The organism is Clostridium sp. (assembly GCF_036646415.1).
GTDB lineage: Bacteria > Bacillota > Clostridia > Clostridiales > Clostridiaceae > Clostridium_J.
In genome coordinates, this window is the sequence record NZ_JAVXMF010000018.1 from 1 (window position 1) to 23,687 (window position 23,687).

The following is a 23,687-nucleotide window of genomic DNA, read 5'->3' on the forward strand; positions in this document are numbered from 1 at the left end:
CCAAATAATTGAACTGCTTTAGTTGTAACTTCCATAGCTACTTCTGAAGCATATAGTTTAGCCATTGCAGCTTCTTTAGTGAAAGAAAGTCCTGCTCCTTTTCTAAATGCAGCATTATATACTAAATGTCTAGCTGCTTGAATCTTAACTTCCATATCTGCAACCATCCATTGAAGTCCTTGGAATGCTGCTATTGATTTTCCAAACTGCTTTCTTTCTTTCATATAAGCAACTGCTTCATCTAAAGCTCCCTGAGCAATTCCTAGTGCTTGAGATGCAACTCCAATTCTTCCTCCATCAAGAGTAGCCATAGCAATTCCAAATCCTTTTCCTTCTTTTCCAAGTAGGTTTTCTTTTGGTACTATACAGTTTTCAAATATTAATTCAGTAGTTGAAGAAGCACAAATACCCAACTTATGTTCTTTTTTTCCAATTTTAAATCCTGGGAACTCTTTTTCAACTATGAAAGCAGTTATTCCTTTAGTTCCTTTTGATTTATCAGTCATAGCAAATATAATGTATATATCAGCTTCTCCACCATTTGTGATAAATATTTTAGAACCATTCAATATATAATTGTCGCCTTCAAGTACTGCTGTAGTTTGTTGTCCAGCTGCATCAGTTCCTGCGTTTGGCTCTGTTAACCCAAATGCTCCTAGTTTTTCACCTTTAGCAAGTGGTATTAAGTACTTTTCTTTTTGTTCTGCTGTACCAAATTGGAAAACAGGATTTGCACCAAGAGATGTATGTGTAGCTACTATTATACCTGTAGTTCCACATACTTTAGAAAGTTCTTCAACTACCATAGCATAAGATACTGCATCCCCACCAGCTCCACCAAGCTCAGTTGGAAATGGTATTCCAAGCATATGGTATTTAACCATTTTATCTACTGTTTCTCTTGGAAATCTACATTCCTCATCTATTGATGCAGCTAAAGGTTTAACCTCAGTTTGTGCAAACTCTCTAGCAAGCTGTCTAACCATTTCTTGTTCTTTAGTCAAATTAAAGTTCATAATATTTCCTCCTAGACTCTATTTATTTTTAAATTCAGGTTCTCTTTTCTCAATAAAAGCAGTCATACCTTCTTTTTGATCTTGTGTAGCAAAGCATAGCGCAAAAAGTTCTCTTTCTATAGCCATTCCTGTTTCAATGTCAGTTTCTATACCTCTATTGATTGCAGTTTTAGCATATCTAACAGCTCTTTGTGGTCTTGACACTATCTTTGTAGCCATTTTTATTGCTTCTTCTAAACCTTCGCCTTTTGGTACTACTCTATTTACAAGACCAATTCTATAAGCCTCGTCAGCTTTAAATAAATCTCCTGTAAGTATGATTTCTTTAGCTCTATTACGTCCTACAAGTCTTGGTAATCTTTGAGTTCCAGCAGTACCCGGAATTATTCCAAGAGTAATTTCTGGTTGTCCAAATCTCGTACCCTCTTCTGCAATTATGAAGTCGCAACACATAGCTACTTCACATCCACCACCTAGAACAAATCCATGAACAGCAGCAATTACCGGTTTTTCCATAAGTTCAATTCTTCTACATACTTTAAGACTAAGTTTTGCAAAAGCTCTTCCTTCTTCTGTATCCTTATCTCTCATTTCTTTTATATCAGCACCTGCTATAAAAGCCTTACCTTCACCTCTAAGAATAACTACATTTACTTCATCATCCTCTTCGATAAGATCAAGCACACTATACATATCATTAAAAGTATCGGTATTAAGACAGTTGAGAAATTTAGGTCTGTTAATAGTAACAAATCCTATTCCATTTTCCTTTTTATAAGTTAAATTATTATATTCCATTTTTTCACCCCTTTAATAAGATATTCGTACGTATATAATTCAAAGCAATTTCTATGCCAAATTTAGAATTATAACTGATAATTCTAAATTTTTATTCAAATCAAATAAAAAGCAAGGTTTAAAATAACCTTGCTTTTGAGTATTGTAATTAATTATTCTAAATTTGTCTAACACCTTTTGATAGCCTAAAACATTACTAGAGTATTTTAAAAATAAAAGTGATTATTTTCTTATAACAAAGGTTTAATATTAAACCATTTACTTTACTTTTTTAAAACTAAGATTATCTATTAAATCTCTAGAAGCTCTATTACTATATATTTCATTTTTATTTAAATCTGCAACTACAATCCTTAATATGCTCCAGCCATGAAAAGATAACTTATAATTCTTTGTATAGTTAAACTTTTCAACACTTTTAATTATGCTATCTCTCTCTATACAATCCGTTACAATAATTCCTGTAATATAAGTTGTCTTGTGCTCTTTATGTGGCTTTACAATGGTTACAGCACATTTTTTCATATAATCTGTAAATTCATTCAAATCACTTTCTGTAAGAATATCCATGTTTATTACCAAACAATGTTCATTACACTCGTACTTATCAACTATTTTGTCTTTACTTAAAAAAGTTCGTCCAAATTTCATGTCCCAACTTCCATACAACTCTAAATTTCTATCAATTAAATATTTATTCTCTTCTATATCAAAGTATTTTGAAAATATTGATTGCAAATAATCTATATATCTAGATTTATCCATGAAATCACTCCTTCTATAAATACGATTCTATTTACATTGATATATAATACTTCTTACATGGAGATGAAATACAACATTTTAAATGCATAATACTTGTTAATACTTCATTCTGAATTGTATATTTATTAATATATACTGTATATGTATTATGAATATTACTAATATTGAAATAAACTATATGGAATTATAATGAATTTACATATATAATTGAAGTACTATTAATAAAAACTCTACTTATATAAACATAATTGAAAGGAATGTGGATGTTAAATGGAAATAAACAATGAAATGTTAAAAAAGTATGCTAGCCTAAGTGTATCCATAGGTGTAAATGTTCAACCTGGACAGATTCTTGTTATAAAATCACCCGTAGAATGTGTTAATTTTACAAGAATCATTGTTGAAGAAGCCTATAAACTAGGAGCTAGTGAAGTTATTGTTCACTGGAACGATGAAGAATGTGGTAAACTTAAATATCTTAATTCTCCAATGGAAGTATTTGAGTCATATCCTAACTGGATGAAGGAATCTATGCTTTCCTATGCCGAAAAAGGTGCTTGCTTTTTAAGTATAAGTGCTTCCAATCCTGAACTTTTGAAAGATGTAGATCCTAAAAAAATCTCCGCATCTCAAAAATCTTCTAGCCTTGCTACAAGAAGCTTTAGTGAAAGACTTATGAGTAATAAAAATTCCTGGTCAATTATTGCACTTCCAACTAATTCCTGGGCAACTAAAGTGTTCCCTACCCTAAGTGAAGAAGAAGCTGTAAAAAAACTTTGGGGAAATATATTTAAAATAGTACGTGTAGATAATGAAAATCCAATTAAAGCATGGGAAATTCATAAAAATACCCTTGTTGAAAAGATGAAATATCTCAATGATAAAAACTTTAAGGCTCTTCATTTTACTAATTCTATAGGTACAGATTTCACTTTAGAACTAGTTGAAAATCATCTATGGATTGGTGGAGCAGAATACACACCTGATGGCGTAGAGTTCATTGCAAATATGCCAACAGAGGAAATTTTCTCTATGCCTAAAAAAACTGGTGTCAATGGAAAAGTAGTTAGCTCAAAACCCCTGAATTATGGTGGTAACCTAATTAATAACTTCTCAATAACCTTCAATGATGGCAGAGTTGTCGATTTTGAAGCAGAAACAGGATACGAATCCTTAAAAACCTTAATTGAAACCGATGAAGGATCTCACTATTTAGGAGAAGTTGCTTTAGTACCATTTGACTCTCCTATTTCAAATTCAGAGATTATATTCTTCAATACCTTATATGACGAAAATGCATCTTGTCACCTTGCCTTTGGTAAAGCTTATAATTTATGCTTAAAAGACGGTGTGGAAATGACTAGTGAAGAAATTTTATTAGCTGGTGGTAATGATTCTTTAACTCATGTTGACTTTATGATAGGTACATCTGATTTATCAATTACAGGTATAGCGTTTGATGACTCTAAAACTCCCGTGTTTATAAATGGAAACTGGGCATTCTAGATATTAAAAATAATAAATCCATAAGAAACTTATAAAAGCTTTATAAGTTTAATGTATATCAGGTATGAAATTAAAAGATTAAATCTTAAATTTCATACCTGTCATAATTTATTTAGTAGTATTGAATAAATATAAATAAAGTTTTTAGTTATTTACTACTTTTTCTTAATACAAAGTTTTATTTTAATAATTAGTAAGAATTTTTTAATATTTTTTCAATTAATATGGTGTAACATATTAATTAAATTATATTTTATACATACAGTATACTGAATGAGGGGGTATTATATAATATGTCAAATTTTAACATATTGGTTGTAGATGATGAAGTTGAAATCTGCAATGCTATAGAAATATATTTAAAACGAGAGGACCTACAGGTATATAAAGCCTACAATGGTATTGAAGCTCTAGAAGTTTTAGAAGATAAAAAAATTCATTTAATTATTCTAGATGTTATGATGCCTCATCTTGATGGTCTTAAAACCTGTTTGAAAATTAGAGAAACACTAAATATTCCCATAATAATTCTGTCTGCTAAATCTGAAAACATTGATAAAATCATGGGATTAAATAACGGTGCTGATGATTACATAACAAAGCCTTTTAATCATTTAGAACTTATCGCTAGAGTTAAGTCTCAACTTAGACGCTATGAAAAACCTTTAAATATTGAAAAGGTTAATATAAAGGATAAGATTATAATTAAAGATTTAATAATTGATACTACTTTAAAATCTGTAATTCTTCGTGGAGACCATATAAAATTTACCGCTACAGAGTATGGAATACTTCTGCTTCTCGCATCAAATATTGGTAGGATATTTTCAATAAAGGAGATTTATGAAAAAGTGTGGAAGTCACCATTCTATCATAGTGAAAATACAGTAACAGTTCATATTCGAAGAATGAGAGAAAAGATTGAGATCAACTCAAAAGATCCAGAATATATTAAGGTGGTATGGGGTGTTGGATATAAACTAGAAAAAACCAATAGTTAACTCATATAAAACAGTACATTACTTATTTATTTAATAATCTAAACTTTTAGTTTAAATTATTAAATGAATTTATTAAAATTACAACAAATTTAAAAATGTGAAAGTGGTGTGAAACATTGATAACATCTTTTAAAAATATACTAAATAAATGGTTGCACAACTTCAATGAAAGTTTTATTCTAGTCGAGTTCCTACTTATCTTTATAATAGGCATAACAGCACTACCTGAATTTATTAATACAACTTTAATAGATTATGATGGTTATACAAATAAGCGTAGTGTCTATGGACTGTCTATATTAAATGAGAGTAAATTTAAGAATGAAATGCTTCAAAATGATACTATTGAATTTAGAGAATCTCTACTAAGTTTCACTGACGGATTCTCCAAAATAATTCACTGTGAAAATGATGAGAGTGCAAAAACTTTTCAAAACTATATGATTACATCTCTATCTGGTAAGGTAGGAGTTCTTTTAATTGATAAAGTCAACAATCGATGGTTTTCAAATAGAAATTGGTTTAATGATTATCCTTTCAACCAATTACCTCCTGATGAAGCTTTAATTAAACTTTCCAAAGAAGATGATGTATTAATCTATAATTCTAATAACTTATCTCACTACTCTACCCCATATGGTTACTACAATGGTGCTTATACTCCACCAATTGCAGACTTGGAAGAAATTTATTTTATACGAGGAACTGAATATAGTAATATGGCAAAGTTCATAAAATATAAATTTTACTTATCAGTTCCCTTATTAATTATATTTATAATGCTTATTATGAAGCAGATTTTATGCATAAAAACTATTTCTATTCATTGTTATCTTAGAAAATTCAACACTTTACTTCCAGTAAGAGCTATTAAAGGTATAAATATATTTTTCACAAATGCAAAATATATTTTCAAAAATCTGTTTTTTGATTCCACATTAATAATGCTATTAATATTCTGGATAGTATACCTACCCTTATGTTTTATCTTTAATTTAAATAATTATGATTTCAATTTGAATGATAGGACAGCTTTTTTATTAATTGTAGGCACAATATTTATTATAATTACAAACACTAATGTACGTTACTTAGAAAATATAAATAACAAGCAAAAATTGATTAAATATCTTCAGAAAATTGAAGACGGGGATATTGATATAGATATAAATTCCAAAAAATTAGGAACCCTTTCAGACCTAGCTTCTGAAATTAACACACTAAAGATCAGCTATAAAAAGAAGATTGAAGATGGTCTAAAAAATGAGAGGTTAAAAACAGAACTTATTACCAATGTATCTCATGATTTAAAAACGCCCCTAACTTCCATAGTAAATTATGTTGATATTCTCAAGGATGAAACCCTTGAAAAAGATGAGATTAAAGATTATGTAACTATTCTAGATAATAAGTCTAACAAACTAAAAAAACTAGTTGAAGATTTATTTGAAATGTCAAAGATGAACTCTGGTCAGATTATTTTAAATAGAACAGATATAGATATTGTAGAACTTATTCATCAAAGCCTTGGAGAACTTACTTTTCTTGGAGAAGATAGTAATCTCACCTTTAAGGTAATTGGAGAAAGTTCCTGTCTCGCTAACGTAGATGGTGCCAGGATGTCAAGAGTAATGGATAATCTAATTTGTAATGCAATTAAATACTCCTTAGAAAACTCTAGAGTATATTTACAGGTATCAAAAACTAATGAATATTGTGAAATAGTAGTTAAAAATATTTCCAAATATGATTTAGATTTTAACGAAGAAGAAATCCTTGAAAGATTTGTTCGCGGAGATAAATCTAGAAATTCCAACATTGAAGGTTCCGGACTTGGTCTTGCTATTACAAACACCATAGTAGAACTTCATGGTGGAACCTTAAAAGTAAAATGTGACGGTGATTTATTTAAGGTAATAATCAGACTTCCATTCCATAATGATAAATAAAACTTTCTTTTAATCTTATAATTAAAAACTAAATATATAAAAATATTAACAAACTAAAGCCTAACTATTTTATTGAATAGCTAGGCTTTTATTTCATATATTATGTATATGTTAGATTAATTAGCATAAATTTAATTAAAGCTGGTTATAATAAATTTACAAGAAATTCAAAATCTATATTTTAAATTTTATTGCATTTAAGTAAAAGTTGGATAATACTTAAGTGTCTTCTATAGTTTTAATATATAAATATTATATGTATTTAACATTTTTAAGTAATTCATAAATTAAGAAAACATAGTTAATCCGACTATGTTTTCTTAATTTATAGACTTGTTTATATATTTTTATATATAAATTTACCTTAATTTACAAAACATTATTAATATAATTTACATAATAATTATATTTGCTATTTTACATAAACTAAGGAGGAAATTAATGAGTAATAAGAGTAATCTTTTAAATAATAACGTAAAATTAAAAAGAGATCTTGGTCTAGGTGCTGCAACTGCAATAGTAGTTGGAAACATAATTGGGTCTGGAATATTTATGTCACCCTCAAGCTTTGCCAGAGTTACAAACCCTAAAGTAGCTATAATTGCTTGGATTATAACGACTTTAGGTTCTTTACTAATTGCTCTAAGTTTTGCTAATCTTGGTTCTAAAATACCTAAAACTGGAGGCCCAATTGTTTATGCTAGGGCTGCATTTGGTGATTTTGCTGGATTTCTAATCGCTTGGTCTTATTGGATTGGTTCATGGGTAGGAAACGCTGCAATAATTACAGCATTTATGAGCTACTTTACATATTTTTTCCCTGTTGCTACTAATCCACTAATAGCATTCGTAACCTCTTCTTCAGTATTATGGATACTTACTACTATTAATATTTTTGGAGTAAAACACGTAGGTAAAATAGGTATTATTTCCACAGTACTAAAAATAGGTGTTCTTTTAGTATTTATTATCATCGCTGGATTGAACTTCGACCCATCTTATTTAAATACTATTTCAAGTCCAGCAGTTTCAGGAATATCAACACTACCCGCTGCTATAGCCATAGCTCTGTGGTCATTCATTGGTCTTGAAAGTGCCACTGTCGCTGGTGGCGAAATTAAAAATCCTGAAAAGAACATAAGAAAAAGTACTATTTATGGAATAATTATAGTTTCTGTAGTGTATATTATTATGAGTGTTGTTGCCATGGGTGCTATGGATCAAGTAGATTTAGCAAATTCTCAAGCTCCTCTTTCTGATATAATTAATGTAGCTACAGGTGGTACTTGGGGTGGAACTTTTATTGCTATTGGAGCCTTAATATCAACACTAGGAGCCACATCTGGATGGTTATTAACAACTGCAAGAGGTGCCATGGGTGCAGCAGAGGATGGACTATTTCCTGAATCAATGAAACGTATTAGTCCAAAATATAACACTCCAGTTATAGGCCTAGTTGTAAGTGGCGTATGTACTAATCTACTTTTAATTATGAATTATGTAGGTACTCTACAAGGTGCCTTTGACTTCATGATATTACTTTCAACCTTAGCTTTCCTACCAGCTTACTCCTTCTGTGCAGCCGCAGAAATAGTACTTTTATTTAAGGGTGGAAAAGATTTTAACATATTTAGATTCTTAAAAAATTCATTCTTCTCCCTACTTGCATTTGGATATTCCATTTATGCAATCTATGGTACAGGTGCTGAATGTGTTATGTATGGATTTATTCTTATGCTAGTTGGAATTCCTATATATGTATATATGCTACTACAAAAAAATAAAGATAATAAAGTTGTAGATAATTTAAGAAAATCTGCTGGTATAGGCGATGATGATGTATAATCTTTGCTAAAAGGTTTATTACTTCATACTAAATATATATTCTTTATAAATATACTTTAATATATAATATCTAAATAACAAAAATCAACTATAAATCTTTTACATTACAACTTATAGATGAAAATAAAAGGTTTGCTTTTAAGCAAACCTTTTATTTTCATCTATAGTCTAACTTAACTTATGAAGTAATAAACTTACTCTACATAAGCCTCTATAAAATTCATTTGTCCTAGTGCAGATTTAACAGTTCCTTTAACACTTGGGTCTACACATAATACGTTAGTGTAAGAATATAAAGGAATTACTGGCATATCTTTAATAAAGATATCTTCAGCCTTGTGTAATAATTCTGTTCTCTTAGCATCATCTAACTCTACTTTTGCAGCTGTTATTAACTTATCATATTCTGCATTTGAATATCCAGCATTATTTTGTGGATTTCCAGTTACCCACATGTCTAAGAATGTCATAGGGTCATTGTAATCTGCTATCCAACCATGTCTAGCCATAGAGAATTGGAATTTATTTCTAGTTTCCTGGAATACTGCCCACTCTTCATTTTTAAGCTCTACATTTATTCCTAGTTCTGTTTTCCACATATCTTGAATTGCTTGAGCGATATTTTGATGTCCAGCACTGGTGTTAAATGTAAATGTAATTGTTGGAGCACCTTCACCATTTGGATATCCTGCTTCTGCAAGTAATGCTTTAGCCTTTTCAACATCTGCTGTAGGTTCAAAGTATTTTTTTTGGAATTCTATTCCTGCTGAGTCTACGATTCCTGCTGGAACATAACTTTGTGCAGGTACTTGCCCACCTTGAGTAACCTTATCAACTATTAATTGTCTATCTATAGCTAGTGATAATGCTTCTCTAAACTCAGGTTTACTTAATGCTTCAGCTGCTGCTGGATCAACTTTCTCACCTTCTTCTGTTAAATTTATACAGTAGAAGTAGGTTCCTAAATAAGGATATATTTTTGCAGTACCTTCAGCTAAAAGTGTAGGTATTTCTGCTTGTGGTGGGGCTTCAATAACATCAATTTCTCCACTCTTAAATGCATTTAAGTAAGTTACTTCATCATCAATTAATTTCATTTCTAAAGTTTCAAGTTTTACTCTTTCTGCATTCCAATAGTTTTCATTTTTAACAAAAGTAATACTTTCCTTTTGTTTCCATTCTGACATTTTGAATGGTCCATTGGAAATATAAGTTTCTGGACTTAATGTCCATTTTTCCTGATTTCCTTCTACTATATCTTCTCTAACTGGGAAGTAAGTTGGAAATGCTGCTAATGATAAGAAATAAGGTACTGGAGATTCAAGAGTTACTTCTAAAGTTTTATCATCTAGAGCTTTTACTCCTACGTCTTCTGCTGTAGCTTCTTTATCCCCTATCTTTTCCTTATTATAATAAGCTGCACCATTCTTTATATAGAAAAGTTGATATCCATATTCTGCTGCTACTGCAGGATTCAATGCTCTTTTCCATGCATACTCAAAATCTCCTGCAACTACAGGTTTGCCATCTGACCATTTTGCATTATCTCTTAAGTGGAAGGTATACACAGTTCCGTCATCTGATAACTCGTACTCTTCAGCAACTGCAGGTATTATCTTACCATCTGCATCTTCTCTCATTAGCCCCTCAAAAGCATTGTGTATTACAGTTGATCCATCTACAGCTGAATTTAATTGAGGATCAATTGTTTTTGGATCTGCTCCAAGATTATAAACTATCTTTTGTTCCACTGTTTGTTCTACTGTTTTTCCTGGTTCGTTTTTGTCAACATTTTTGTCATCTTTTCCACATCCTGAAAATAAAGTACATGTCATTACCGCAGTCATTAACAACGCCATTAGTTTGGTTTTTTTCATTACATTGCCTCCTTATAAATTAAATTATTTATTTAAATAAATGACAAGCTACACTATGACCTGGAGATACTTCTTTTAATATAGGTTCCTCTTCTCCACAAATTTTTTGGGCATACTTACACCTAGACTTGAATCTGCATCCTGGTGGTGGATCAATTGGTGAAGGAATATCTCCCTCTAAAATTATCCTCTGTCTTTTCTTAGCTTCATCAGGATTTGGAATTGGAATTGCAGATAATAGTGCATTTGTATATGGATGAATAGGTCTACTGTATACTTCATTGCTCTCTGCAATTTCAACTAATTTTCCTAAATACATTATCCCAACTCTATTAGATATATGCTTAACCATTGACAAATCATGAGCTATAAATAGGTATGTTAATCCAAAATCGTTTTGTAAGTCTTCGATCATATTAATTATTTGAGCCTGTATAGATACATCTAGTGCTGATATAGGTTCATCACAAACTATAAACTCAGGATTAACTGCAAGAGATCTCGCAATTCCAATTCTTTGTCTTTGACCACCTGAAAACTCATGAGGATAACGATTAATGTGATTTGGATCAAGACCAACCTTATCTAAAAAATACTTAATTTTCTCTTCTCTCTCCTTACCTTTACATAATTTATATATATCTAAAGGTTCACCAATTATATCACCTACAGTTAGCCTTGGATTTAATGAAGCATAAGGGTCTTGAAATATCATCTGCATCTTTTTTCTATAAGGTAACATTTGTTTGCTGGACAATTTTTCAAGTTTATCCTCATTGTAAATTATTTCTCCAGCAGTTGGATTGTATAGTTTTAGAAGTGTTCTACCCAATGTAGTCTTACCACACCCAGACTCTCCAACCAGTCCTAGAGTTTCTCCTTTTTTAATAGAAAGAGACACTCCATCTACTGCCTTTAATACACCTTTATTTTTATTAAATATTGATTTCTTGGTATGAAAATATTTACATAGATTTTTAATTTCCACTAAATTTTCTGTACTATTCATTACTCTGCCTCCTTTGTATTGGAGTTGCAACCTTAGGAGCTCTCTCATCATTTAACCAGCAAGCAGATTTATGTCCTTTAGAAATTTCATAAAAATTCGGTCTATTGTTCTTGCATACATCCATTGAATATTTGCATCTAACATAAAATGGACATCCTGTTGGTGGTTTAAATAAATCTGGAGGTTGACCATCTATTGGCTTTAATCTTTCTTTAACCAAGGTATTTGGGTTCGGAACACTTTCCAAAAGACCCCATGTGTATGGATGCCTTGAACTATAAAATATATCTCTTACATCTCCCTGCTCTATGATAAGTCCACCATACATTACATTGACTTTATCGCAAATATCTGCAACTACCCCTAAATCATGGGTAATTAGTATTATAGATGTATTTAATTTTTGTTTTATATCCTTCATTATCTCTAATATTTGTGCTTGAATTGTAACATCTAAAGCAGTTGTAGGCTCATCTGCAATGAGTAGCTTAGGATTACATGTAAGTGCCATAGCTATCATAACTCTTTGCCTCATTCCCCCTGAAAACTCATGGGGATACTGTTTCATTCTGCTTTCTGGACTTGGTATTCCAACTAGATGTAATAATTCTATTGACTTTTTATAGGCTTCATCCTGGGACATTTTCTTATGAATTCTAAGTGGCTCCATAATTTGATTACCTATATTCATGAGCGGATTTAATGATGTCATAGGGTCTTGAAAAATCATAGAAATTTCATTTCCTCTTATCTTTGACATTTGATCATCATTTAAAGATAATATATTTTTATCTTCAAATTTTACTTCTCCTTCTTTTGCCTTTCCATTATCATCTAAAAGTTTCATTATTGACATCATAGTAACACTTTTACCACTACCTGACTCCCCTACTATCCCAACAACTTCTCCATATCCTAAATTAAAAGAAACTCCTCCTACTGCCTGAACTTCTCCAAATTGAGTATAGAAAGACGTTTTTAAATTACTTACTTCTAATAAATTGTTCATCCTTCCACCTCCTACTTTTTAACTTTTGGATCTAGGGCATCTCTAAGTCCATCACCAAGCATATTAAATGAGAATATTGTTATACATATCGCCAAAGTTGGGAATAAAAGCTGATAAGGGAATAATCTCAAAGTTGATAGAGCATCATTTGCTAAAGTTCCCCAAGATGCCAATGGTGGTACGAGTCCTAGTCCGATAAAACTTAAGAAAGATTCTGTAAATATTGCAGCCGGGATTTGAAGGGTTAGAGTTACAATAATTGGACCTACACAGTTAGGAATTAAATGCTTAAATAGTATTCTTCTCCCTTGTGCCCCTAAAGTTCTTGCTGCCAAAATAAATTCTTGCTGCTTAAGTTGAAGTATTTCACCTCTAACAATTCTTGCCATTGGTATCCAGAATGATATTGCCAATGCTATTATGATGTTAAATAACCCGCCTTTCTCTAGAACAACCATCAATAGAATTACATATATTGTCATCGGTATTGATGATATAATATCAACAATTCTCATCATTATATTATCTATCCAGCCACCTGCAAGACCTGCAATTCCACCGTATACTATACCGATAATTAAATTTAAAAAGGATGCTACAAAACCAATTATCAATGAATATCTAGCTCCATACATAACTCTAACAAATAGGTCTCTTCCCAAATTATCAGTTCCAAACCAATGTTCTGCTGAAGGCCATTGATTTGTAAATTTAAGGTTATTAGTAGTATAATCGTGTTTAGAAACCCAAGGTATCAATATTGCACAAAGAGTTATGAGAATTACAAAGATAAGCCCCACTATTGCTAATTTATTCTTTTTAAGCTTTCTCCATGAATCTTGCCAGTAAGTAACACTTGGCCTATTTATAGTATCCTTTTGCTTTTTTACTTCAGCATCAAAGACGAACCCATTCTTATTGATATTTTCATTTATCTCCATATCCTCACCCCCTACACATCAACGTTTTCTAATTTAATTCTTGGATCTATAATTACATATAGAATATCCACAATCAAATTACATAATATAAGAAGTGTGCTATAGAAAATAGTTACTCCTAATATGGTTGTATAATCTCTATTTGTTATTGTTTGTACAAATTCTCTACCAAGACCTGGTATTGCAAATATTTTTTCTACAACAAAACTACCTGTAAGTATACCTGCAATTAATGGACCTACATATGTTACTATTGGAATTAAAGTATTTCTAAGTGCATGTTTAAACATAATTCTTCTGCCATTAACGCCTTTTGATCTTGCAGTTCTGATATAATCGGATTTGAGAACATCTAAAAGCTTTGATCTTGTAAGTCTAGATATAAAGGCTATAGAATATCCGGCTAAAGCTATAGAAGGTAATAAATAACTTCTCCAATTATCTAGTCCTGTAATAGGAACTAAGCTTAACTTAACCCCAAAAACATACATAAGTAATGTTGCTATAACGAAACCTGGTACTGTTACTCCTAACGTTGCTAATACCATACACAAAGAATCTGGCCACTTATTGTATTTTAGTGCAGCAATTATACCTAGGAAAACTCCCAAAATTAATGACATTGCTATAGCTACTCCACCAAGTTTAGCCGATGCAGGAAAGGAATAACCTATTATCTCTTGAACATCTCTTCCTTTGTACTTCATGCTTGGTCCTAAATCACCTTTAATCAAATCTTTTAAATACATACCGTATTGTTCACCTAAAGACTTATCTAAACCATACTTAGCCTCTAAACTTGCTTTTATTTCTGGTGGTAATGGCTTTTCACCATCAAACGGACCACCTGGCATTAACCTCATTAAGAAAAATGTAGCAGTAATAACTATAAATACAGTTATTACACTTATACCTAGTCTTTTTAGAATGTACTTAATCAAATTTTCACCCCCTAATATTTTCATATAATATGTATATCTATAAATGTAAACTTATATTCCACTTTTTAAAATTATATAATATATTGTTGCTAAACCAAATTTAAATGCAACACATATGTAACTATTAATACATTCACTTGTATTTTTTCACAATTAAGCATATTAATTTACCCCTATACTAGTAACATTAAGAAAGCTATTTATCAACGACTTTTATATCATTAATAAATAGCTTTTTCCATCTAATATTTCATTGTAATATTTTTTACAAATGTACCTTCCTTTATTATTATATTCATTTTATCACTATCTACATTATGCCTTCATTGCCAATAATTCTTGATAAAGATATGCTGCATAAGAATCTGTCATTCCACATATAAAATCTGTTACTAATAGGAGCCTACAATATTCTTCTCCACACTCTTCCTGTTCAATCTTATTTTCACATATAAATCTATAATTTTTTGAAATAAGAGAATACAGCTTACCGTCATAGCCTTTATATGGCTTTACTTCTTTATTAAGTGCAACTGGTACAAAAGTATCTAGCAATCTATGAATTATATTATAACCTACTATTTCATTAGATACTACTCTCTCATTGTTGTACACATACTCTCTAGAAATCTTCCTTAGGAATATTGAAATCTTCTTAGCCTTGGAGTTTCCAATTAAATTCCCCTCATACTTGCCATTCATAATGTCCTCATATGAATCCATAAACTCTTTAACTACAGAGTCCCTTAAATATTTATTTAGTTTAATAATAAAGGATTTTAGTGCGTATTCCCCTGGATCTTCATAGCCATATTCTTTTTTTGCTGTAGCATAGTTCTTTGATAAATAATAAGATAAACTTTCCTCTAAAGTCTTTTCTTCAAAACCTTCTTCCTCTAGAAACTCTTCGTACATAACCTTGAAAATATCATGAGATACTATTCCTTTATTAAATGCATCTTCTAGATCTCCTAATAAATATGCGATGTCATCTGCAGCCTCTAAAACATATACTAATGGATTTCTACATTCACCCAACTGTGTAGCTTCCATAATCTCCTTAAATGCAGTTTCCTCTGCCTTATAGTACCCAATTTTCTTTAAGTTGTTCTTCACATTGTCTAAATTCATTGATGACATGGGATATTTTACAATTGAACTAAGAACTCCCATAGTTAAATTCATCCCATATTTATCAATAACAAAATGAAGTTTTGTTAAAATCCTAAATCCCTGCGCATTACCTTCGAAATTCAAAAGATCTAATGCTTCTTGCTTTTCTAGTTTAAATTTATATTTATCGAAGTTAAATGTGTATGTTTCATCTTCATTTTTAAATAATTTTTCCTCAAACCAAGCTCTTATTGCTTCCTCTCCAAAGTGTCCAAAGGGAGGATTCCCAAGATCATGAACTAGACCTGCACATGAAAGAATATTACACATATCATCTACTTCTTCCAAAGTTACCTTATCCTCATGATTTTCTGTTTCCTTAATAAGTTTAATTCCAATGCTCCTCCCTAAGGACTTTGCTATAGAAGAAACCTCCAGTGAATGAGTTAATCTTGTTCTAACAAAATCTAACTTCTCTAGTGGGAATACCTGTGCTTTATCCTGAAGTCTTCTAAATGAGGCACTAAACAAAATTCTATCATAATCATTTTCAAATTCATCTCTCACATCAAAATTTTTTTTAGATAATTTATAATCTTTAATTCTCTTTCTATTTAAGATTTGATTCCATTTAAATTTAGCCATAATATTTCCCTTCCTATGTGTTACAACTGAAATTACTATGTTTATATTCTTTTACCTATTGCCGTCTTTTATTCCTTAATTTCTATTCTTACCTATATATAGAAAATTCCTAAAGTATATTATTTATACATTAGGAATTTCCATTAATTCTTTAATATTAAATTTAGCATTAATAACCAACAATTATTTAAAACACAATCTTTCCTTTAAACGGCTGTAAATTTTTCATTGACTACCACATCAATGCTTTCATCCAAAGCTTTATTATTAATTATTAAATTCTTATAGTATCCATCTATGCCCATAAGCCCTCTATGATTCCCTTTTTCCACAACCTCACCATGTTTTAAAACTATTATTTTATCTGCATTTCGTATAGTAGTATAATTGTCAGCCAACTCTGCAATTGGATTAAAGAATTGCTTTGTATAGGTTGTAAATGCATAAAGCACACCTATCTCCAATGTACTACTCCCTATATATCCCATGGCATACAATATTAGAATTGCTATTGCAAAACTTTGAAAAACATCAGATGCTGGCTTTAAAATGCTATTTAGCCATACTTGGAAGGATATAGTTTTAAAATATTTTTTATTTAGTTCTTTAACATAAAAACCATTAAAAACATTATAGGAACCACACAAAATGATATCATCGCTAATTTAATATTTAACATTATCATTACATAAACAATACCAATTAATAAAAATACATCCTTAAAAAGATTAATTAGTACATTAGTATACATCTCACTTAAAGCTTCCACATCATTAGTTGCTCTAGTTATAAGTCTCCCTGATGATATGTTATCTAAATAGGATAAAGGTAGATACTGTATTATTTTAAACACCCTTGCCCTAAGTCCTCGCATTATCTCCTGTCCAACTTTATTCATTATGTTAGCTTGGACTACAGATAAGAACCCACTTATAGTTACAACTACAAAGTATAATATACCAAATGATGTAATTGAATATATCCCCCTTTTTTGAAGTAAATTCTCATGGGTTCCTTCTTCACAAATCTTTCCCTGATCTAATACCATAATATGATCTGCAGCTTTAACTGAAGATATTTTGTGAGAAATTATAATAGTAGACTTATCTATTCTCAATGATTTAAAATTATTTAGTATCGCCCCTCTGTAATTGTATCTACATCAGAAAGTGAATCATCTAGTATTAGTATTGCAGGATTCTTAATAATAGCTCTAGCCATGGAAGTTCTTTGTTTTTGTCTTCCAGAAAGATTTACTCCACGTTCTCCCAAAATAGTATCAAATCCACTAGAAAGATTTTGAACTAAATTTCCTATTTTCAATATAATCATTACTATTATTGGAATTGGTACAAGACACATCACCGTAAGTCTTAAGTCAATAGTCCTAATCATAGAACAAACTGCAACTAAACTAATAGTAATTCCATTGATGCTCATAGCTGTTGCTGGCCCAAAGGTCATTCTAACAGCATTAATATCATTAATAGCATAAGCAATAAGGTTACCGGTCTTCCTTCTATTATAAAATTCAGGAGACATTACTTGCAAGTGATGAAACAATGCTTCTCTAATGGTACATTCAAGCTTTCTACCATTTCCTATAATTAAGTTTCTCCAAGTATAAGTAGTAACAAATGTACCTCCAGCAATAAGTAGCATATATATTATATTTTTTATTACATCATCTCTATTAAAGTTTTTCATACTCAAAATATAAATAGTTTCACCCAAAACTCTAGGAAAAAGCGTTTGAATATATGCCTGATTTCATAACTAACATATTAAACTACATCTAAATATCATATAATTTAATCCAAATAAAAAGAAGTCTTCACCAAATAAAATGAATCCTTCTTTTTATTATACTAATATTATTGTACAGAATATCCAGTATGACATATACAATTTTTAATTGCTTCTGGACTTGCTGGTTTGTTGTATTCAACTTCCACTGTACCTCTTGCTACATCAACACAAACCTTTTGTACACCTTCTATTTTGTCTAAAGAATTATTAAGCTTTGTTCTACTTTCTGAGTTTACAAGACCTAAAACATCATAATGTACTGTTTTCATTTTTTAGCCTCCTTAGATAATTTCCTTTCTAAGTATATTATCTTTTAATAGAATGGTTTTTATCCATAGATTTAAATTATTTAAGAAGTTTCAATTTATACTAATTTTAACTTGTTATAAATTGTCCTCCATTTATATGTATGGTTTCTCCTGTTATAAATGAAGCTCCACATCCTGCCAAGAACACATAGCTCTCTGCTACTTCTACCGGCTGACCAGCTCTTTTATATAAAGTATTGCTACCAAAGGTTGCAACTTTATTCCCATCAAAGGAAGCAGTGATAAGTGGAGTCCAAATTGGTCCAGGTGCCACAGCATTCACTCTTATGCCTTGAGGTGCTAAGCTCTTAGCAAGACTTCTTGTAAGTGTAGTTAAAGCGCCCTTAGTACATGAATAATCAATTAGTGTTTCATTGCCCTCATAGGCAGTTATAGATGTTGTATATATAATTGAATCTCCTCGCTTCATATGCCCTAACACTTCTTTAGTTAAATAAAAAGCTCCAAAGAAATTTGTGTCAAAGGTTTTATGCAGCTGTTCTTTAGTTATTTCTGTAATTGTCTTACATTCATGTTGTTCTGCTGAATTTGAAACAAATATGTTTATCACACTATACTTTTGAATCACAGTTTTTACTGCTTCCTTGCAGAAGTTTTCATCTCCGATGTCACCACGAATCAATAGGCATTCTCCACCAATCTTTTCAATAAGCTCTTTTGTAAAGTTTGCATCCTTATCCTCATTAAGATAAATAATACATACCTTTGCTCCCTCTTTAGCATATAAAAGAGACACAGCTCTACCGATTCCACTATCACCTCCAGTGATTAAAGCTATCTTTCCTTTTAATCTTTCTGAAGTCTTGTGATATCCCTCTATTTCATAAATAGGCTTTGGCTCCATTTCACTCTCTATGCCAGGCTGCACATTTTGATGCTGTGGTTTAAATCCTGTTGGAAAATTATAATTCATTTTAACACTCCTCTTTATTATATTTATGAATATAATTTACCCAATAAATCATTAGTATTATGCATCTACCTTTTCTTTGATTTTAAAAAGATATAAATTGCTTATAAATCTAGTTAAATCTAGTAATTGGACATAAAAAAAGACGTTAACTAAGTAACGTCTTAAAATAGAATGAATACTCATTCTACAGCTATCAATATTTTTAATTCATTTCAAAATATAAATTAATTTGCTACTTTCTTAACTGGGTTTCTTCTTCTAGAATTCCAATTTGATCTGGATTGTTTAGCAACACCATTTTTTGTAATATCCTTCGGTAATGCTGATTTATTCTTATTTCTGTTACTATTACTATCACTATTTACTTCAATATCACTAGCACTCAATGGGTATGGATTTTCTTTTACTACTGGTATTGTTTTGCGTATAAGTTTTTCAATAGACTTTAAGTAGGTCTTTTCTTCCCCATCACAGAATGAAAGTGCAACTCCAGTCTGACCTGCTCTTCCTGTACGTCCAATTCTATGAACATAGGTTTCTGGTACTTCTGGCAAATCAAAGTTAATTACATGCGATAATTCGTCTACATCAATACCTCTTGCTGCTATATCCGTAGCCACTAAAACTCTTATTTTACCTTCCTTAAAATTACTTAAGGCTAGTTGTCGTGCACTTTGTGATTTATTACCATGAATAGCTTGAGCCTCTATTCCTACTTTAATAAGTTCTTTGGTAATAGCATTTGCACCATGTTTTGTTCTTGAAAATACTAAAACAGAAGGTATTGATTCATCCTTTAATATATGAATAAGTAAAGATTTTTTCTGTTTTTTACCAACAAAATATAAACCCTGTGTAATAGTATCTATAGTAGATGAAACCGGAGTTACTTCTACTTTTACTGGATCTTTAAGAATAGAATTCACTAATTTTGAAATTTCTGATGGCATAGTTGCAGAGAATAACATATTCTGTCTCTCCTTTTGTAACTGTGCTATTATTCTTTTCACATCATGAATCATACCCATATCTAACATACGATCTGCTTCATCAAGTACAAAATACTCTACATTACGTAAATCTATATACTTTTGATTGACTAGATCAAGTAATCTTCCTGGAGTTGCTACTAATATATCCACTCCAGCTTTTAGTGCAGCTGTTTGAGGATTTTGTGATACTCCACCAAAAATAACTATATTCTTTAGTCCTGTATACTTTCCATAAGCAGTAAAACTTTCTCCAATCTGAATTGCTAACTCCCTAGTAGGTGCTAATATCAATGCTCTAATTGATCTTGGACCTTTAGTTGTTTTTTTATTATTAGATAGGTTCTGTAATACAGGAATAGCAAAAGCCGCGGTTTTTCCTGTGCCAGTCTGAGCACACCCAAGAAAATCTCTACCTTTTAATATAGGTGGAATAGATTTCTCTTGTATTGGAGTTGGTTTTGTATATCCCTCTTCTTTTAAAGCCTTCTTAATAGGCTGAATTATATCTAAATCTTCAAATAACATTTTTTTCTCCTTCGAAAGTGGGCATTATAAATTTAAAATACCTAAATTAACTATCTGATGTTGCCCAATTTATTTCTAAAATTGTATACTTCAAATTTTGTCATTATTATGTTACATCTAACTGTCCACCATTTATTTTTAACTTTACTTTAACTTCATTATTATTCTTATTTCTAAAATTTATTTCTTATATAATTTGTAATAAATAAAATTCATACAAACTCCACACTACACTTGAACTAAATTTCCAAACTTTATTGTCACCTATATATTATATGAAAATCATCCTCTTTTTCAATTTGTGAGATAAATAGAAAAAGAGACTCCTTCAAATAATATGTTAAGCGACGAAACCAAACATATAACGAGTGTCTCTTCTAATCATTATACACCACTTTTTCAAAAATAGCATTAATTTTTTATTTAATCCTTAATTCTTGTTAAATATAGAAATAAATATATGTTATATACCTGAATACAGTGTCACTTCACTATCCTTTTCCTGTAATTCTCTAAATTGTGGCACTATTGTTGTAAAGTGCTTTGTATTATTATGAATCTTTATTGCATCCTGGCTTTCCCATTTCTCAATGAATGTAAGAATATTGCCCTGCTTTATGTCCTCATATAAACCATACTCAATGCAACCATCTTCTTTCCTGCTTTCAACTATAAGCTTTTTAGCTAAATCTTTGAAATTTTCTACTTCCTCTTTTTTAACTACATTTTTTGCTACTATTATAATCATACATCTTCCTCCCAATCATGTATTAAACCTATTTTTATATTATAGAATCACTATTTCAATTTACTCAATAAATTCTAGAATGCTTTTAATATCCTTAATTACCTTATGTTCTTTACAAATCAACCTATTATATTCATATTCCTCTTCATCTCTGCATAATAAGAAAGACTCTATTCCTAAGGCCTTAGCTCCATGACAATTCCCAATATTATCATCAATAAATATCGTTTCCTCAGGCTTTATATTTAATTCCCTTAGAGCTGTGCTATACATGATTTCGTTAGGTTTTGTAATCCCTAACTTAGATGAGATTATAAAGGAAGAAAAATACTTTCTCATATTAGCTTTAATAAACACATTTTCCAGTGTGGGCCAAGCGTCTGATACTACTGCCAGCTTATATTTTTTACTTAAGTAAGGAATTATTTCCTTTACCTCTTCAAAGAACCTATATTTCTCATCGTTAAATACTAGATCTTTTGTAATTAAAACTATATCTTCATGTTCTAAATTTAACTCAGGTAAATTCTCAGAAAATATCCTATAGAATTCTAAAAAATGCTTGTACTCTTCCTCTTGTGTTAAAATTAATTTCTGTTTTTCCATATACTGTCCAGCTTTTGAAAATGCTTCTGATCTCTTATTCTCAGATATAGATTCAAATGCACTTTCATCTATAAAATCAAAGAAATTGGGTGTTATAAACCAATGTCCTCTTACTGGTTCATTTAAAACTTTCCCTGAATCTATTAATATGCCTTTAATTCCCTTCACTATTTTACACCTCCAAAGTCTATTCAATTAAATACAAATTATAATATAATTAATTTTCTATATTGTATAAGGTTTTAGAGGTGCTATAGCCTCCTTAATGATTAAATTTACTTATTCAAATCAGCAATAAAATCTAAGACCATTTCCTTCTTTGTAGCCCAAGATGTTACAAGTCGAACAGCCGAATTATCTGCATCAACCTTTTCCCAAACATAGAATAAATACTTTTCTTCTAGCTTTTTAATTAATTCATTCGGAAGGATGGGAAATATCTGATTAGTCGGTGAATCAATCATAAATTTATGCCCACACTTAATAATATCTGCCTTAAGTAAATCTGCCATATTATTTGCATGGGATGCTAGCTCAAAGTATAGATTATCTTTAAAAAGCTCCATAAACTGTATCCCTAAAACCCTTCCTTTTGCAAGTAGTCCACCCTTTTGCTTAATATGAAATCTAAATTCATCCTTAAGAGAATCTCTGCAAATTACTAAAGCCTCTCCCATTAAAGCCCCACCTTTAGTCCCACCAATATAGAACACATCCACTAGTGAAGCTAATTCATGGATCTCAATATCATTTTCCTTGCTGCATAATGCAGATCCTAGCCTTGCTCCATCTACATATAAAAACAAATTCTTTGACTTGCAAACCTTACTTATTTCTTGAAGTTCACTTTTTTTATATATTGTTCCAATCTCTGTAGGGTTAGATAAATAAACCATCTTAGGCTTTACCATATGCTCGTCTGTGTGTCCATCTACCACCGCTTTAATATGCTCTGCTTTTAACTTACCATCATTAACCTGAATTGAAATAACCTTGTGTCCTGTAGCCTCAATAGCTCCAGTCTCATGGACTAATACATGACCACTGCAAGGAGCAATTACTGCCTCATGAGGTCTTAAAAAAGCTGAAATTGAAGTAAGGTTGGTTTGAGTTCCGCCTACAAATAGATGAACATCCACATCTTCACGATTTATTTTTTCTTTTATAGATTCAATTGCCTTCTTTGTATAACAATCATCACCATACCCCTCAGCCTGTTCAAAATTTGATTCTATAAGAGCATTTAATATTCTTGGATGTGCCCCTTCGCTATAGTCATTTTTAAAACTATACATGTTAAACCCTCCATCTTAAGTTCTATTTTCTTCAATGTATATAGAATTAGTTTCC

At 30.7% G+C, this 23,687-nt stretch carries 20 protein-coding genes and 1 pseudogene; 4 read left to right on the plus strand and 17 right to left on the minus strand.

Annotated elements, in window-relative coordinates:
• The 3 genes from RSD37_RS11885 to RSD37_RS11895 form a co-directional block, all read right to left on the minus strand.
• Positions 1 to 1,016: acyl-CoA dehydrogenase family protein (locus RSD37_RS11885; RefSeq protein ID WP_346946957.1), on the minus strand; the 1,016-nt coding region annotated here is incomplete at its 3' end.
• Between the two features lie 18 nt (positions 1,017 to 1,034).
• Entirely contained in the window at positions 1,035 to 1,814 is a 780-nt protein-coding gene (locus RSD37_RS11890; RefSeq protein WP_346946958.1) for an enoyl-CoA hydratase-related protein, read from the minus strand.
• Positions 1,815 to 2,072: 258 nt separating this feature from the next.
• Positions 2,073 to 2,579: a hypothetical protein gene (locus RSD37_RS11895; RefSeq protein WP_346946959.1), complete on the minus strand. Its 507-nt coding sequence runs from the start codon at positions 2,577 to 2,579 to the stop codon at positions 2,073 to 2,075.
• A 270-nt stretch (positions 2,580 to 2,849) separates the two neighbouring features.
• Here RSD37_RS11895 and RSD37_RS11900 point away from each other — a divergent pair, with 270 nt between their 5' ends.
• From RSD37_RS11900 to RSD37_RS11915, 4 genes are all read left to right on the plus strand, one after another.
• Positions 2,850 to 4,085 carry an aminopeptidase gene (locus RSD37_RS11900; protein WP_346946960.1) on the plus strand — a complete coding sequence of 412 codons (1,236 nt, stop codon included), beginning with the start codon at positions 2,850 to 2,852 and terminating at the stop codon, positions 4,083 to 4,085.
• A 293-nt stretch (positions 4,086 to 4,378) separates the two neighbouring features.
• A complete protein-coding gene (locus RSD37_RS11905) occupies positions 4,379 to 5,086 on the plus strand; it encodes a response regulator transcription factor (RefSeq protein ID WP_346946961.1) in 708 nt (235 codons plus the stop codon).
• A gap of 116 nt (positions 5,087 to 5,202) precedes the next feature.
• Positions 5,203 to 7,035, plus strand: coding sequence for a HAMP domain-containing sensor histidine kinase (locus RSD37_RS11910; protein ID WP_346946962.1), 1,833 nt, complete (start codon positions 5,203 to 5,205; stop codon positions 7,033 to 7,035).
• A gap of 441 nt (positions 7,036 to 7,476) precedes the next feature.
• Complete coding sequence (locus RSD37_RS11915) at positions 7,477 to 8,880, plus strand: amino acid permease (protein ID WP_346946963.1); 1,404 nt, start codon at positions 7,477 to 7,479, stop codon at positions 8,878 to 8,880.
• A 194-nt stretch (positions 8,881 to 9,074) separates the two neighbouring features.
• Here the strand turns inward: RSD37_RS11915 and RSD37_RS11920 are convergent, their stop codons facing one another.
• From RSD37_RS11920 to RSD37_RS11985, 14 genes and pseudogenes are all read right to left on the minus strand, one after another.
• Entirely contained in the window at positions 9,075 to 10,757 is a 1,683-nt protein-coding gene (locus tag RSD37_RS11920) for a peptide ABC transporter substrate-binding protein (RefSeq protein ID WP_346946964.1), read from the minus strand.
• Between the two features lie 28 nt (positions 10,758 to 10,785).
• Complete coding sequence (locus RSD37_RS11925) at positions 10,786 to 11,766, minus strand: dipeptide ABC transporter ATP-binding protein (RefSeq protein WP_346946965.1); 981 nt, start codon at positions 11,764 to 11,766, stop codon at positions 10,786 to 10,788.
• The gene (locus tag RSD37_RS11930) at positions 11,759 to 12,775 is read right to left on the minus strand and encodes an ABC transporter ATP-binding protein (protein ID WP_346946966.1); all 1,017 of its coding nucleotides are present in this window, start codon (positions 12,773 to 12,775) and stop codon (positions 11,759 to 11,761) included. Before RSD37_RS11930 ends, RSD37_RS11925 begins: the two co-directional genes overlap by 8 nt.
• Before the next feature lie 11 nt (positions 12,776 to 12,786).
• Positions 12,787 to 13,716, minus strand: coding sequence for an ABC transporter permease (locus tag RSD37_RS11935; protein ID WP_346946967.1), 930 nt, complete (start codon positions 13,714 to 13,716; stop codon positions 12,787 to 12,789).
• Positions 13,717 to 13,727: 11 nt separating this feature from the next.
• Positions 13,728 to 14,657 carry an ABC transporter permease gene (locus RSD37_RS11940; protein ID WP_346946968.1) on the minus strand — a complete coding sequence of 310 codons (930 nt, stop codon included), beginning with the start codon at positions 14,655 to 14,657 and terminating at the stop codon, positions 13,728 to 13,730.
• 315 nt (positions 14,658 to 14,972) lie between these two features.
• Positions 14,973 to 16,415 carry a deoxyguanosinetriphosphate triphosphohydrolase gene (locus RSD37_RS11945; RefSeq protein ID WP_346946969.1) on the minus strand — a complete coding sequence of 481 codons (1,443 nt, stop codon included), beginning with the start codon at positions 16,413 to 16,415 and terminating at the stop codon, positions 14,973 to 14,975.
• A 206-nt stretch (positions 16,416 to 16,621) separates the two neighbouring features.
• Positions 16,622 to 17,394 (minus strand): annotated as a pseudogene (locus tag RSD37_RS11950) (ABC transporter transmembrane domain-containing protein); the annotation flags it as partial.
• A gap of 152 nt (positions 17,395 to 17,546) precedes the next feature.
• Positions 17,547 to 18,122, minus strand: a complete 576-nt coding sequence (locus RSD37_RS11955) for an ABC transporter transmembrane domain-containing protein (RefSeq protein WP_346947005.1) — start codon at positions 18,120 to 18,122, stop codon at positions 17,547 to 17,549.
• Positions 18,123 to 18,289: 167 nt separating this feature from the next.
• Positions 18,290 to 18,493: a heavy metal-associated domain-containing protein gene (locus tag RSD37_RS11960; RefSeq protein WP_346946970.1), complete on the minus strand. Its 204-nt coding sequence runs from the start codon at positions 18,491 to 18,493 to the stop codon at positions 18,290 to 18,292.
• Between the two features lie 106 nt (positions 18,494 to 18,599).
• Entirely contained in the window at positions 18,600 to 19,466 is an 867-nt protein-coding gene (locus RSD37_RS11965; RefSeq protein ID WP_346946971.1) for an SDR family oxidoreductase, read from the minus strand.
• Between the two features lie 224 nt (positions 19,467 to 19,690).
• On the minus strand, positions 19,691 to 20,983 hold the full coding sequence (locus tag RSD37_RS11970) for a DEAD/DEAH box helicase (RefSeq protein WP_346946972.1): 1,293 nt from the start codon (positions 20,981 to 20,983) through the stop codon (positions 19,691 to 19,693).
• Positions 20,984 to 21,446: 463 nt separating this feature from the next.
• Positions 21,447 to 21,731 carry a putative quinol monooxygenase gene (locus tag RSD37_RS11975; protein WP_346946973.1) on the minus strand — a complete coding sequence of 95 codons (285 nt, stop codon included), beginning with the start codon at positions 21,729 to 21,731 and terminating at the stop codon, positions 21,447 to 21,449.
• A 60-nt stretch (positions 21,732 to 21,791) separates the two neighbouring features.
• On the minus strand, positions 21,792 to 22,508 hold the full coding sequence (locus RSD37_RS11980) for an HAD-IA family hydrolase (RefSeq protein WP_346947006.1): 717 nt from the start codon (positions 22,506 to 22,508) through the stop codon (positions 21,792 to 21,794).
• Positions 22,509 to 22,612: 104 nt separating this feature from the next.
• The gene (locus RSD37_RS11985; RefSeq protein ID WP_346946974.1) at positions 22,613 to 23,632 is read right to left on the minus strand and encodes a low specificity L-threonine aldolase; all 1,020 of its coding nucleotides are present in this window, start codon (positions 23,630 to 23,632) and stop codon (positions 22,613 to 22,615) included.
• Positions 23,633 to 23,687 lie beyond the last annotated feature (55 nt).